The organism is Paenibacillus sp. Soil766 (assembly GCF_001428105.1).
Lineage (GTDB): Bacteria > Bacillota > Bacilli > Paenibacillales > NBRC-103111 > Paenibacillus_E.
In genome coordinates this window covers 475,863-490,093 of record NZ_LMSJ01000001.1, presented here as the reverse complement: position 1 = coordinate 490,093, position 14,231 = coordinate 475,863, and the positions used below count along the sequence as shown (strand labels likewise).

Sequence of the window (14,231 nt, the reverse complement as noted above, 5' to 3'; positions counted from 1 at the left end):
AATAAGCAACAAAAACGACTTCAAGAACGTGAAATTATTGATGAATATCACAAATTGGTAACTGAACAAACCCTGGAACCTTTGTATCAATCTTTTTTGGAATGGAAATCAGGGACATTGCCTTATTTCGAACTAACTGAACTAATTCATCTATTCCATAAGAAAAACCAGGAGATCTACAAGGACTTTACGTACCCAGATTATAAAGACCTCCTTCTAGTTGCAAAAATGAAATTGGGCCGTTTATCCGAGGAAGATATTAAAGAAAATAAACGACTTTTAGAGTTTTGGGGTTATGAGGGACAGTAGCTCAAGTTAAAAGTTCTGTATGGCACTAGCGGAAAAACGAAGCATTCACAGGGAGCAGATGGTGGGATAAGTTCTCTTGCTTTCATTAAACTATCGGGAGGATAGTTCAATCGTTCCTCGAATTCATTTTGAGATGGAGTATTTACGAACTTCGTGAATAGAACGTTATGAGATTGCAAGATCAGAAGGAGATACAATGACTAAAAAGACGAAAATTCAATTAGCACCTCTTTTCGACATAAGTGTTTATATTCAAGGGTTTCAAATCGTATCAGCTTCAATAGGATTTGATGATAACATATATATTTTACTTATTGATGAAACTCCAGAAAGAATAGATGGCATGTTTGTTCAAAGCAAGACACAGAATGCTCATACATATAAAGTACTTACAGTAGGGAAAGACTTTGTAAGTGAATTACCAATTTATAATCAAAGTTTTAATTATCATTTTGTTCAACCATTTAACAACGACAAGTTACTTTTAGTTGGCGCGAGAACAAGATACTTCAATAAAGATAAGTATGAACTTAATGGGAAGTTATTTGATCTCAATGGGGTATTGCTGAAGGAGATACTGTTAGGGGATGGCATTCAGAGCCTCCAAGTTTCAAAAAACGGAACTATATGGACTGGTTATTTTGATGAAGGTGTGTTTGGCAATTATGGTTGGGATAACCCGATTGGTGCCCCAGGATTGATTGCTTGGAACATCGACGGTGAGAAAATATCTAGTAATTCAAGAGCAGATATTTGCGACTGCTATGCTTTGAATGTAATTTCTGATCATGATATTTGGTTTTATTACTATTCAGATTTCAATTTGTGTAATATCAAAGATTCTGAAATACAATTTTTCAATCCTGGTATATCTGGATCATCAGGTTTTATTAAATATGATAGTTATTATTTATTTGATAAGGGATACGGTAAGCACGATAAGTATGCATTTCTGAAATCAGGATCATTTAAAGAACAATTTTCTATTGAGTTTACTAACAAAGACGGAGATAAGATTCAATCAAGTATTCGGGATTTTAGAAGTGACAAATTGCTGTTAGTCGATAATGAGCATGTTTATGTCGTTTGGTTAAGAAGCATCATTGAAGATTTGTGTAGGTGACTCGATTTAATTTTGTTATCCATAATCGGTGTGGTAATGGAAGCAAACAAGGATACCTTTAACGGCGCGATAGCTCATACAATAATCGGACCAGTGAAAGCAGGCGATTTCGATGTGTGGAAGGTTTACAATTACATCGACTTTAGATGAATTCTTAGCGCGTTACGAGATTAGCCAACCGATGATTCATGACTACAACCTAGGGCTTATCTTATGAAGAATTTTATTATCCTTTGCCTCCTATGTTTAGCAGCTGTGATATCATGCACGAACGTCAGCGCTCACCCTGGTCGTCAAGATTCAGAGGGTGGGCACACTTGCAGAACAAACTGTCCAGAGTGGGGTTTGGATTACGGAGAATACCATTATCATAACTACACAAATAATGGGGAAAGTAATCCCCCAACACCAAGGGATTCAGTATCTATTCCGGGTTGGGTGGTGTGGGGCGTAATAATCACTACCATTTTGATTTTTGTTATTGTGAGGTACAATGCGACAACTCCGAAGCACAGACCACGAACAAATATTGATGTGCCCCTCTCAAATTCCCCTCCACCAGCGCCGGTAACATATCCGCCTGATGAGGAAGTAGAATTGAACGGAATACTCACACGGACTGCTTACCGAAATACTCCGTTCTTCGTAGCAAAATTTACAGCTGATGACGGAAATACCCACACCATTGTAGGCAACTATTCAGGAAGGCTCTATACGAACAAAAGGTATATAATAAGAGGCACTAATACATTTGATCGTCGATATGGATAACAAATCAAAGTAAAATGGATCGAACGAATAAGTTAATCTAGGATCGAATAAAGTAGGGGGACCTAAGCTGCAAATACTGATCTCAGCTATCATCATAGCGATTATTACTCAGATCCCAATCATACATAGATATACTAGACTCTTAAACACATTTATTCACGAATTTGGGCATGCCATATTCTCAATAATTTCAATGGGTGGCGTTCGGAAAATTAAACTGAATGCCGATACATCGGGATACGCGGAAATAACGAGCTCTTGGTGGGGAGGAAGGGTAATCACCGCTTTTGGAGGTTACCCTTTTGCCTCTGTCTTTCCATCCTTTATGATATACTTGCTGGAACAAGGTTATGGAGAAGTCGTACTATGGACACTTACCATGATGCTCTGTTTATCTGCAATTCTTTGGCTTCGTGATCTAATGAGCCTAGCTTGGGCTTCACCGCTGATTGCAGGGTTCATTATGGCTATTAAGTACCACGTTAATTTAGACTGGGCACTTTTTATATTGATGACCATCATCCTTTTAGACTCCTTGAGCAGTTCATTAACAGTGGCTCGACTTAGCCTTCGCAATTACCGAAGCGCTGGTGATGCAACGGATCTTTTCGACATGACTTTAATTCCACCACAAATTTGGGGTATAATCTTTGTTCTGATTTCATTTCTTACCTTTGGATATACTGTACTTCTTCTTGTTGATCTTGTACCCGACTATTACTCCAATGTAATTACAACGGCATCCGAGGTATTTTACTTTATAGAGAAATTTTTACGAGGAACTCCATAAATTTGGCCATTTGACGCGACAAATGTTTAATGAAAATAAAGTTGTAGACTTGCCGCGGTCATTAAGCTAAAGGGCAGTAGAGCGTGGAAGAGGCTGGCAGCAGTGTTGATCTATTAAAGAAGAGAGAATTGGAACATTCAGCAATCGTAACCGTAGTATAAGTGAAAACAAACTATGGTGAAAAGAGTGAATTGGATGTACGAATACAAATATGTTGAAACATCTTTAGGTGGGTTTTTCTCTTCAGCAACACATCGAGAAACAATTGACGAAAATGCAAGAGAAGGATGGAGATTAGTACAGGTCCTACTGACAAACTATAATGGCCATGGTAAACCTACAGCATATGAAATTATTTTTGAACGACCTATTCAAAAATAATAATTTGAGGAATAATGTGGTGGCTGCATAAGCAATTAAACTAACTAAGAAGCGAGAGTTGAGTAAATGTTACACAATCAACTTGAATTACACCTATGTGTAGGAGCGGGAGAGCATGTGACGGCCATTGTATCGTCTGGTTCTTGAACTTACTATGCCATAACAAAACAATGCTCGGACGGTTGTCATTTAACCGCTCCGGGCATTGTTTTGTTGAAATAGCCGAAGATTAAAATTAAATTTTAATAGCGTCTCGAGTATATTGACGTCATACATTTACTGAAAGAGGCTTTTGTATGGAGTTAAACGTTGTGACGGAATATGGTTGTTTTCAATTCCTTGTGCACCTTATAAAATATACGGACACCAACGCAGGGTACCCTACCTGGAATAAGTAGCGCGACAGCCGAAACAAAGGGTAGGTATGTGTATAATTTCCGCCCGATCTTGCACCTTAAGAAATTTGAAGTTAGGGCATTGTTAAAAGAGGCTGGAGTAAAGGAACATATGGCTTATAATTATGTTTCTAGGGTAAGCTGCAGTTTTAGGGGAATGAATGATGAATAAAGGTAGTGCAATACGCAAAATGCAGATGAATAGACTTAAGGATGGTAGAGGCCGAGAGTATCAAAAAGGGAAGAGAAGCCTCTTTGTGATTTTATCCATGAGGATTCTGAATTTGAACATTATTTTTAAGGTAATTTTAAAAGGTCAGAGGTCCGGGGGAATCCCCCTTCTTCTCTGACCTTTTCCTGCTGGCTTTGTTCGTGATCTGTAACTTTTAAATCTATAGAGAATGATTGCTTTACTGTCTAGAAACCTGTTCCCTGAACTGAGATGGGGTCATACCGTAATTTTTCTTAAAAAGGGTAGAAAAATAAGTAACATTATAGATACCCACTAATTCGCAGATCCGGGAAGCGGGCTCGTTCGTCGAGGAGAGAAGCTCTTTGGCTTTATCAAGCCGGATTTTGTTAACATATTCGTTAAACGACATCTGTGTATTTCCTTTAAACAGCTTCCCAAGATACCCCGGAGATAGGCCAACAACATCAGCCACAAGTTCAAGAGAGAGGGCGGAATTCGTATATTGTTCGCGAATATACAGCTGAACGTCTTCAACAATGCGTTTATACTTCTGTGCGTTGGCCCCCTTGTTTCTCTCCTCCAACTGGGTGCACAAATTCAGCGAATAGTTCGTTACAATTTGCGAAATATCCCCGATTGTTTCTGAACTATTGACAGCAGATATGGCTTCTACATATTGATTATAATTAGCCTCTGAGATAGAGAGGGAGTTCTCAAATTGCTTAAATAACGAAATCATAAGCTGACTGCAATAGTTGACAACTTGATAATAGGAACCGCTCGACAACAGACGGACGAACTCTTCAATTTTATGCTCGATTACGGCATAGTTGCCCAGCATGACAGCATCGATCAATTGCTTTTCTAAGGAATTGGGATATTTCACCGTTGTCATAAAATGCTTTTTGGTCCGGTGTGAATCCAGTATACATTCGTATCCGTAGAATAGGCGGAATTTCACGTATTGCTGCGCCGATTTAAGCGAAAGGTGAATGTCGCTTTTGGCGTGTACCGTGTCTCCGATACTGACGGACAAAGATATTTTGAAATAGGTTTTGACCGTGGTTTGAATCTCCGTAATAGTGGACAGCAACTCGTTCTGAGATTCTTCTTTGGCATATTGTCTAAGCAGGACGATTTCATCTTCTTCAGTGACTAACGGGTCGAATTGTCCATACTTCTGCATCAATTCATGTGCTATATTGCCTATGGCAAACCGAATTAACGTTTGGTCTTTCTGGTGATACTGTTCCTTAAACGCGGCGGAATTGTCGATTTTAAAAAGTATAATGGCAAATGACGGTCCCGTAAGCCCGCTCTCGATTCTCTGGACTAATTCCTCAGGCGCCTGCGTTTCCGACAGTCCTCCTTTGAATAGATGATGCAGGTAATTTTCCTTAATCACCCGTGAGGATTTATGCATGTTCGATCTCATTGATTTTTCGTTTTCTTCATAGTGAGAGAAGGCATCAGCTAGAATCTTATACTCATCCAGCTTTGAATTCGCATGTGCATGCGTGTTGGCAGGGATCAGTCCCCGTATCAATGAATTCATGGGCGTATAGACGTTTATTGTCAAATATAATGAAACCAGAATACCAAGCACCATCAAGATGAGCCCGATCAGAAGTGTAGTCTTACGCAGATCATTAATAGGAGCGACAACTTGGTTATACGGACTGACACTAACGAAATACCAATTCAGATTGCTCGATTTGACATACGTGACGAGCTGCTTCTGATTTTGGAAATAGTCTGTAAAGCTTTGTTCGTCCTTTCTTTCGCTTAATATCCGTTTAATGTAGCTTTCGCCAGACAAATCTTGCAGAAACAGGGATGCGTCCGTATGCGAGAGCACTTGTCCTTGCATGTTGATAACAAAGGTGTTGATGTCATGATCGCTTTTGTTAATATTCCGGATCGTATTCAGGATATAGGTCTCATCCATATTGATATAGATAACTGATCTGGATGGCGTAGTCATCGAGAAATCAGGATATAGGGCAAACGTGATCAGGTTGTAGGGCATATTATTGTTAAATCTCTCGACGAACACTTTGCGGGGGTAAAAGCTCATGTATTTTTTCGTGTTTTGCGACAACACTTCTTTATCAACCGGTATGCCTACTGTATCCAAAACGGAATCATTCAATGGCTTATAGATACCCATACTTTTAATAAAGGGATAAGCGGCTTGGATTTTCGTAAGCTGTCGTGTAATTTCGTAATTGCGAATTTTGTCCTCGTCTTCATAGAAAAAAGAAATAATATTGTGATCGTTGAGCAACTCGTTGCCGATACTCATAATGGCATTATTCACGACATCGGAGGCATAACTGACTTGTGTCAGGAGGGTTTTGGCATGATCGTTTTTTTCCCTCACGGCGTTGGATGAGAAGAGGTAGAACAATAGACTGCAGACGATCCAAATAGTTAAGGTGACAAGGAGGATATAGGAGATGATCAACTTGCGGTATACTTTGTACTGCCTTATTCGGTTCCAGTTGAACATCGTCTGTTCCCTCCCTGATCGTTTGTCATTTGGCCACATGAATAGTTGAAAGCTGTGGCGTGATTATAATGTCAATTTATATTAATCTACCTACAATTGAAATACAAGAGATGGGAGCTCCCTAAGCAGTGGATTGCTAAAAAACGATAATGATAGCTGGGAATTGAAATACGACGAACGGTTATTTAAAAGGTTTTGCATGGTTTTGAAATTTACAAATTCCCTCTTTTTCAGTACGGTTGGATGGGTAAGACACCATCTATTACTGAAGGAGGAATGAAAGATGGAAAGAAGCGTAAAGCCCAGGTGGACAACAGTATTGCTCACCGCTCTAATCTTTGTTATGGTCTGCAATGGGTTATGGCCGGCCAACCGTGCGGAGGCAGCGGGGCAAGAGTCGAAAGCTTTGAGGTTGATGACTTTCAATGTTCGGAATTTGCACGGGGATGACGGAACGATCAATTCGTGGGACAACAGGAAAGGGATTGCAGTGAATGCGATCCAATCGTTTGGTCCGGATATTATCGGTATGCAAGAGGCTTATGATGTGCAAGTGAACTACTTTTTGAGCAATTTGAATGCCAGTTACCAGTCTATCGGAAAATCGCGGTTTGGCAATACGACAGATGAGTATGTCAACATTATGTACAGATCGGATAAATTCAACGTGCTGGAATCCGGGCAGTTCTGGCTCAGCGAAACCCCTGATGTCGTGGGCAGCCGAAGCTCCTATGATACGAAATGGCCTCGCATATGCACTTGGGCCAAATTTCAGTCCAAGGAGGATAGCAGGGCCATATTTTATTATTTTAATACGCATTACTCCTTATCAGCTGATGCGCAGGAACAATCTTCGCAATTACTATTAGAGCGAATCTCCAAGTATGTAACTTCACCGAATGTACCCGTATTTATCGGCGGTGATTTGAATTCAGAAGAAATTGGAAACGGTTACATGATACTGGATAACTCTGACTTTAATGATACCTGGAAAGATGCGGGACATAGCTATGTGAATGATACCACTTTCGGCAATTATACCGGTTCCACGACCGACGGACATATCGATTGGATATTTCAGCGAAATGCCGTCAAGATTAACACCATAGAAATCAACCATTATAATGAAAATGGCAGATATCCATCCGATCATTATCCCGTACAACTTGATGTCGAAATTCCATTGACGGGCGATCCTCTGCCTGATCGAACAAGCGCCGGAACGGCCACTGCCCAATTTAACGATAGCGCGAGCGGAGAAGACATTGCCAAAGCTTTTGACAATTCCAAAACAACCAAATACTGCATCCCCCACGGCTCGGCATGGATTCAGTATCAATTTGCTAATGGAAGCAAATTCGCCATCAATCGTTATCGATTGACATCAGCCAACGATAATCCAACAACTAGGGATCCCAAGAGTTGGACAGTAAAAGGCTCCAATGACGGTGTGAATTGGACGACGCTGGATACAAGATCGAATGAGAGTTTTCCCCTCCGCTTCCAGACGAAGGAATATACGTTCAACAACAGTACCGCATACGAGTACATTCGAATGGAATATACAAGTAATGGAGGCGCGGAATTTCAGCTTGCTGAGGTTGAATTGTTTGATTATGTGAACGTTGCGCTTAACCGCAGTGCAACTGCAGACGGGGCGGTAACAGGTGAAGGACCTGAAAAGGCCTTTGATGGCGCCGTGGCGGGCAATAGCAAGTGGGCTGCAACTGGAGCGGAGCCGCATTGGCTGCGAGTAGACCTCGGAGACCGCCGTAATTTGTATCAATTTGTGATTAAGCATGCCGCCTCTGGGGGAGAAGTCTCTTCTATGAATACTGTCGCGTACCAGATTCAGATTAGCGATGATGCAACGAATTGGACGAATGTGGCTAGCGTAACGGATAATAGGGCAAATGTCACGACCCATAATACCAACACCTTCGGGAGATATCTTCGACTATATGTGACGGATGCGGCTGCAAAAAGCGGAGATACCTCAGCCCGGATTTATGAATGGGAGGCTTATGGATTTGCGTCGGGTGCGACCTTCTACAAGGATGGAAGTTATGGCGGAAACGCGGTGACGCTGCCGAAGGGTAATTATACACTTGCTCAGCTTCAGGAAGCGGGGATAAGCAATGATGATATTACGTCATTAAGAGTGTTTGGGGGAGCGACCGTAGAGCTGTATTGGGATAATAATTTCCAAGGGACTATGTTGACTAGAACGGAGGATGACCCTTCACTGACGCCTGAGGGATGGAGCGATAAAACTTCGTCGATCAAAATTTATTAAACGGAATGGCTACATGACCAAGATGGATGATAAGCGGAAATCCCTTATATAGGGGTTTTCGCTTTTTTTGTGAAGAAAAACGAAAATCTAAGCAGTTTTATAGGGTTATTCGTGCGATTTAGTGGAAGCATTTGTGGATTTGTTAAATACACAGATTCCATCGTATCGGTTATCGTTGGACTATGAACAACAATTGAGTAACGGGGAGGTTACGAAAATGACGAATGAGTTTGCAACAACATCTGTGAAAAGAACACAGAAAAGAAGATCCACGATCTGGAGGGATGTCGGCAGGAATCCAACCTCGTATTTACTTGTGCTGCCTGCAATGATCTATACGTTCATTTTTGGATATATGACATATCCTTATATGATCATCGCTTTCCAAAGATTCAATTATGCGAAGGGGATCTGGAACAGCGATTGGATCGGGCTGAAAAACTTCGAGTTTTTTTTCAAGTCCAACAAAGTCTACGAGATTACATGGAATACGATTTCACTGAATTTATTGTTTATTGGCTTCGGAACGTTATCAGCACTTGTCATTGCCCTTGTGTTAAATGAACTGAGGAATCGCATCTTTTTGAAGTTTAGCCAGTCGTTTATGCTTTTTCCGAATTTTATTTCGTGGATCGTAGTCAGCTATATGCTGTATGCACTATTTTCTATGGACATGGGAGTTGTCAATCAAGCGCTGAAAATGTTGGGAATGACACCTGTAAATTGGTATACGGAGCCCAATGCTTGGCCGATCATTCTTACCTTGATGAAAGTATGGAAAGGTGCGGGCATGAGCGCGATCATTTACTTGGCGGCGATCGCCGGAATTGATGATTCGCTTTATGAGTCTGCGCAAATAGACGGAGCCAACCGCTGGCAGCAGTGCATTCGAATTACGCTGCCGCTCATGATGCCAACTGTCGTTATTCTTGTCCTCCTATCCATAGGCAAGATCATGTATGGGGATTTCGGGATGATTTACGCCCTGGTTAATGATAATGGGGTTCTGTATCCGACAACAGATGTTATTGATACCTATGTATTCCGGTCACTGCGCCAGATTGGGGACCCTTCCGAAGCCATGGCTGTAGGATTATTCCAATCCATCGTTGGATTTATCATGGTTTTCGGTACGAACTTGATCGCCAGGAAATATTTCAAAGAGGGCGCACTTTACTAAAGAAGGCACTTGCCTAGAAAGGAGTTTCTACTATGATGCGAAATAAGAGTTTGCCCCAAATGGTCATGTACGGTGTGGTTTCTTTCTACACAATTTGCTGTATCCTGCCGATGCTTCTGGTCCTTATGGTTTCGTTTACCGATGAGGATACAATTAGTAGGAACGGGTATAGCCTTTGGCCGGAGAAGCTAAGCGTATATGCTTACAAGTTAATTTTTAACGGCGGTTCCAGCGTATTGCGCTCCTATATGATTTCTACATCCGTAACGGTCATCGGGACTTGTCTAGCTTTACTGATTACCGCCATGGCGGCCTATACGCTATCCAACAAAAGCGTAAAGTTCCGCAATGCCTTGGCGCTGTACTTCTTCATTACCATGATTTTTTCCGCAGGGATCGTGCCCTGGTACTTAATTTGTAAGACGTTGCATCTGACTAACAATATTTTTTCTCTGATCGTTCCCGGTTTATTGTTCAGTCCTTTTAATTTATTTCTGATGAGAAATTTCATGAATGGCATTCCGGATGCCTTACGAGAGTCGGCAACGATTGACGGAGCCAACGATCTGACGATAGCCTTCCGAATTTATTTGCCATTGTGCACGCCTGTTCTAGCGACCGTTGCGTTGTTCTACGGATTGGATTATTGGAATGATTGGTGGAACGCGATTATGCTGGTCGACAATAAAGCGTTGTACCCCCTGCAATATTTATTGTTCGCTCTGAAATCCCAGATTAGCATGCTGAATGAGTTAAAGACGCTCTCCGGTGGGGATCAGGATGTCACGCTACCTTCAGAATCGGTCAAAATGGCCACAGCGATTGTTACCATTGGTCCTATCGTATTGCTATATCCTTATTTGCAGAAGTACTTCGTCAAAGGTTTGATTATTGGATCCGTCAAAGGCTGATATAATATCCTTCATATAGAAGGATTTATATAAAAAAAGAAAATAAAAAGGAGGCGTTTGTATTGAAAAAAATGTTTTCCATCGCAATGGCAACAACACTGGCTCTAGGCGTGCTAGCTGGTTGCTCCAGCAATACTTCGGAGACGGGAGGTACGGCAGAGCCGAAGGCAAGCAGCAACCAAGAAGTGAAGGCACCGGTGAAATTGAAATATTTGGTGCCGGGTGTTGAATCGAGAGATAACAAAGAGGTAATGAACCTCATCAACAAGAAGTTGGCTGCAGACGGTGTAGGCGTCGAAATTGAGAAGGTGTTCATTCCGTCGGATGCGTGGGACCAGAAAATTAATTTAATGCTCTCTACGGGCGAGGAATTCGATTTATTCCATGTTATGCAGGATCGGACACCCTATTCGACGTATTGGGCAAAAGGTGCGTTGGCTGATATTAGCCAAGCGGTCGATAAATACGGAAGTCATCTGAAAAAGGTAATTCCACAAGATATTTGGGACGGCAGTAAAGCGGATGGCAAGACGGTCGTAATCCCTGCCTACTGGGTCGAAATGGCGAGCGAAGGCGAATTCGACATACGTCTCGATATTTTGAAACAGAACAACTTGCAGATGCCCAAGACGCCAGATGAAATGCTGCAAACGTTAGAAGTGGTCATGAAGAACTGGAAGGGTAAAAACAAGCCGTATCTTACCGGGAATGCCCAGTTCGATCCGATTTCATTCCATACGACGGTCCTGCACCGAGCTTACGATTCATTTCCTTTCACAGTCAAAGATAAATTCATCTATGTGAATCAGAATGGCGACATTAAGTCATGGATAGAGACGCCTGAATTCAAGAAAGACGCAGAATTTATGCGCAAGGCGTATACGAAAGGACTGCTCAATCCCGATATGCTCGTATTGAAGAATGAGCAGGTCAAGGCGCAAATCGATAATGGCGAGTGGTTCATTTCCTTTGGGACAGCCGGGAACCTGAGTTCCCTTAAGAAAAATAACCCGGATGCCGTTAATACGGACATTTCTGCGGTATATTTTAATCCGGAGAAGCCTTACTTGCGTCCACTATCAATTAAGAATGCCAATGCGGTTCCAATCACTAGCAAGCACGTAGATGATGCAGTCAAATTCATGGATTGGGTCTATGCCGGCCAGGATAACTATGACCTCATCCAATATGGTATTGAAGGCAAGCACTATAAGAAGGATGGAGATCGCGGTCTGCAAAAAATTAACGATCCGTCCAATGACAATAAACCGGGATATTCCGGATCCGAGTCACAGCTCGGTAACGTGAATTTGATTCGTACGGACAATGTGAACGGCATTCCTTCCAATAACCAGGTTCTGTATACGCGTAATGAAAAAGCACAGAACAGCATTGTCAGCAATTTCCTGTTTGACCCGACCCCTGTCAAAGCGGAATATGCCAATAGTATGACAGAAGCTGCTTCCAGCATCACCCCGATCTACATGGGTATTCTGGATTACGACAAAGCCTTCCCTGCTGCACTTGAGAAGATGAAAAAGGCGGGACTCGATAAAGTGGTTCAGGAATATGTAAAGCAATATAAGGAATGGAAGGCGAAGTCGGCCAATACAAAGTAAAGGAAGAGAAGAACAATGAATCTACTTGAACAGAGAGCGTATTTTGAACAAAATAAAACCATTTATGAGAGCGTAAAGCTGAATTTTCGCGGAGTAGACGGTTATGACGTTTATAATGCTTCCATTCCTTTCCAATGGGAGGGGCGAAGCTATATTTATGGACGCGTAGAGCGTCGGGAAGAATGGGCGCGATCTTGGGTGCGTCTGTTTGAAAACACAGGTCAGGATGAGTGGACGCTCGTGCCTGACTCCATGGTTTATCAGTTGGAGGATCCTTATCTGAGTGTCATTGGAAACCAACTGGTGCTAGGGGGGACGCATGTCCGTTACAAAATGGGCAGAGTGGACACTTATTACGGTTATTTCTACAAAGGTTCGGATATTCAGGATATGTATTACTTTACGACAGGGCCTGAAGGTATGAAGGATATTCGCCTAGTTGAATTGGCTGACGGCCGGATCGGTGTATTTTCCAGGCCTAAGAGTGAGGAAATGCGCAGAAAGTATGGCAGTACATCGATGATCGGTTTTGATATGATCAACAGTCTGGAAGAATTATCAGGTGAAATCATCGAGAATGCGCCTTACATTACGGGCTTGTTCGATGAGGGAGAATGGGGAGGCTGCAATCAGGCTTACTTGCTGGACAGCGGCATGGTTGGCGTCATTGGACACAAATGCTACAAGTGGAAGCAGGAAGATGGAGAGGAAATGAAAGCTTACACGAATATGTCATTTATTTTGGATCCGGTGAAACATGAAGCCACAGATGTGAAAATCATAGGAACACGCTCTTGTTATCCGGCGGGTCCATCCAAAAAAACGAATCTAATGGACTGCGCTTTCACATCTGGCATTGTCATGAGAGAGGACGGGAAAGTGGATCTCTACAGCGGCATCGGAGATTGCGAAGTAGGAAGGATTACCATCGATTACCCGTTCGAAGGGTATGGGAATATCGTCTCATCGCAATCATAGGAGATCGGTAGATGACGAATCCCTGGATCATAGCGCCTCTTGACATCGCGCTCAGACTACTTCTTGCCCTTCTGCTGGGCGGGGCAGTTGGCCTTGAGCGCGAACAAAGCAATCATGCAGCCGGTTTCCGCACGCATATTCTTGTATGCATCGGTTCTTGTTTAATCATGCTTCTGTCGATCTACGGGTTCAGCGATTTCGTTAATGAAGCACAGGTCCGAGTAGATCCGTCCAGATTGGCGGCTCAGGTTATCAGCGGCATCGGATTTCTCGGAGCTGGTGCGATCGTGCGCAATGGATTATCGATCAACGGTTTGACGACAGCTGCTTCACTATGGGTCGTCGCTGCGATTGGCTTGTCCGTTGGCGCTGGCTTCTACTATGGCAGTGTGATTGGCTGTACGTTAGTTCTATTCAGCCTTTGGTTTCTCAATATTCTGGAGAAGCGTTGGCTGCAGAGAAAGCGGAAATATATCATCACCATCATGACGGATGACCAGACCAGTTGCCTGGCTTCCATCTCAACCTTGCTGAATGGCAGCGGCGTGGAGCTACGCCATATTGAATTTCGTGAGAATCAGGAGAACGCGCCAACGCTCTACACCCTCCTGCTTACGGTCAAACTACCCAAGCCGCAAATGCTGGAAACGATTACCACCGATATAGTTCGCTTGCTCGGGAAGCCGAGGGTCTCGGTTGAGTCCTTGTGAGCGGTTGAAGAATGCTGTTCCCAGAATAGCATTCTTCATTATCTAATGAGATGCATGTACGTT

General features: G+C 42.6%; 12 protein-coding genes. 11 read left to right on the top strand and 1 reads right to left on the bottom strand.

Going from position 1 to position 14,231, the window contains the following annotated elements:
- The first annotated feature begins 96 nt into the window (after positions 1-96).
- The 5 genes from ASG89_RS37365 (at position 97) to ASG89_RS01680 (ending at position 3,374) form a co-directional block, all read left to right on the top strand.
- On the top strand, positions 97-309 hold the full coding sequence (locus ASG89_RS37365) for a hypothetical protein (RefSeq protein ID WP_235549550.1): 213 nt from the start codon (positions 97-99) through the stop codon (positions 307-309).
- 196 nt (positions 310-505) lie between these two features.
- A complete protein-coding gene (locus tag ASG89_RS01690) occupies positions 506-1,432 on the top strand; it encodes a hypothetical protein (protein WP_057308557.1) in 927 nt (308 codons plus the stop codon).
- A gap of 213 nt (positions 1,433-1,645) precedes the next feature.
- The gene (locus ASG89_RS37360; protein WP_235549549.1) at positions 1,646-2,203 is read left to right on the top strand and encodes a YHYH domain-containing protein; all 558 of its coding nucleotides are present in this window, start codon (positions 1,646-1,648) and stop codon (positions 2,201-2,203) included.
- Between the two features lie 67 nt (positions 2,204-2,270).
- Positions 2,271-2,993 carry a M50 family metallopeptidase gene (locus tag ASG89_RS35310; RefSeq protein ID WP_082592570.1) on the top strand — a complete coding sequence of 241 codons (723 nt, stop codon included), beginning with the start codon at positions 2,271-2,273 and terminating at the stop codon, positions 2,991-2,993.
- A 195-nt stretch (positions 2,994-3,188) separates the two neighbouring features.
- Positions 3,189-3,374, top strand: a complete 186-nt coding sequence (locus tag ASG89_RS01680; protein ID WP_057308555.1) for a DUF4177 domain-containing protein — start codon at positions 3,189-3,191, stop codon at positions 3,372-3,374.
- 805 nt (positions 3,375-4,179) lie between these two features.
- Here ASG89_RS01680 and ASG89_RS01670 read toward each other — a convergent pair.
- A complete protein-coding gene (locus ASG89_RS01670) occupies positions 4,180-6,474 on the bottom strand; it encodes an AraC family transcriptional regulator (protein WP_057308553.1) in 2,295 nt (764 codons plus the stop codon).
- A gap of 283 nt (positions 6,475-6,757) precedes the next feature.
- On the opposite strand from ASG89_RS01670, the gene ASG89_RS01665 reads away from it, so the two are divergent.
- The 6 genes from ASG89_RS01665 to ASG89_RS01640 all read left to right on the top strand — a co-directional run bounded on the left by ASG89_RS01665 (position 6,758) and on the right by ASG89_RS01640 (position 14,168).
- On the top strand, positions 6,758-8,770 hold the full coding sequence (locus tag ASG89_RS01665; RefSeq protein WP_057308552.1) for a discoidin domain-containing protein: 2,013 nt from the start codon (positions 6,758-6,760) through the stop codon (positions 8,768-8,770).
- A 217-nt stretch (positions 8,771-8,987) separates the two neighbouring features.
- Positions 8,988-9,950, top strand: coding sequence for an ABC transporter permease (locus tag ASG89_RS01660; protein ID WP_082592566.1), 963 nt, complete (start codon positions 8,988-8,990; stop codon positions 9,948-9,950).
- Between the two features lie 32 nt (positions 9,951-9,982).
- Positions 9,983-10,861: a carbohydrate ABC transporter permease gene (locus ASG89_RS01655; protein ID WP_235549548.1), complete on the top strand. Its 879-nt coding sequence runs from the start codon at positions 9,983-9,985 to the stop codon at positions 10,859-10,861.
- A 71-nt stretch (positions 10,862-10,932) separates the two neighbouring features.
- Positions 10,933-12,480, top strand: a complete 1,548-nt coding sequence (locus ASG89_RS01650) for an extracellular solute-binding protein (protein ID WP_235549560.1) — start codon at positions 10,933-10,935, stop codon at positions 12,478-12,480.
- A gap of 15 nt (positions 12,481-12,495) precedes the next feature.
- Complete coding sequence (locus ASG89_RS01645) at positions 12,496-13,458, top strand: MTP-1 family protein (RefSeq protein WP_057308550.1); 963 nt, start codon at positions 12,496-12,498, stop codon at positions 13,456-13,458.
- Positions 13,459-13,469: 11 nt separating this feature from the next.
- The gene (locus ASG89_RS01640; protein ID WP_057308549.1) at positions 13,470-14,168 is read left to right on the top strand and encodes an MgtC/SapB family protein; all 699 of its coding nucleotides are present in this window, start codon (positions 13,470-13,472) and stop codon (positions 14,166-14,168) included.
- The last annotated feature ends 63 nt before the right edge of the window (positions 14,169-14,231 follow it).

Coding starts and splice junctions, on each gene's coding strand:
- ASG89_RS37360 (WP_235549549.1), top strand. CDS start 1,646: ATGAAGAATTTTATTATCCTTTGCCTCCTATGTTTAGCAGCTGTGATA.
- ASG89_RS01655 (WP_235549548.1), top strand. CDS start 9,983: ATGATGCGAAATAAGAGTTTGCCCCAAATGGTCATGTACGGTGTGGTT.
- ASG89_RS01650 (WP_235549560.1), top strand. CDS start 10,933: ATGTTTTCCATCGCAATGGCAACAACACTGGCTCTAGGCGTGCTAGCT.
- ASG89_RS01645 (WP_057308550.1), top strand. CDS start 12,496: ATGAATCTACTTGAACAGAGAGCGTATTTTGAACAAAATAAAACCATT.
- ASG89_RS01660 (WP_082592566.1), top strand. CDS start 8,988: ATGACGAATGAGTTTGCAACAACATCTGTGAAAAGAACACAGAAAAGA.
- ASG89_RS01670 (WP_057308553.1), bottom strand. CDS start 6,474: ATGTTCAACTGGAACCGAATAAGGCAGTACAAAGTATACCGCAAGTTG.
- ASG89_RS01665 (WP_057308552.1), top strand. CDS start 6,758: ATGGAAAGAAGCGTAAAGCCCAGGTGGACAACAGTATTGCTCACCGCT.
- ASG89_RS01680 (WP_057308555.1), top strand. CDS start 3,189: ATGTACGAATACAAATATGTTGAAACATCTTTAGGTGGGTTTTTCTCT.
- ASG89_RS01640 (WP_057308549.1), top strand. CDS start 13,470: ATGACGAATCCCTGGATCATAGCGCCTCTTGACATCGCGCTCAGACTA.
- ASG89_RS01690 (WP_057308557.1), top strand. CDS start 506: ATGACTAAAAAGACGAAAATTCAATTAGCACCTCTTTTCGACATAAGT.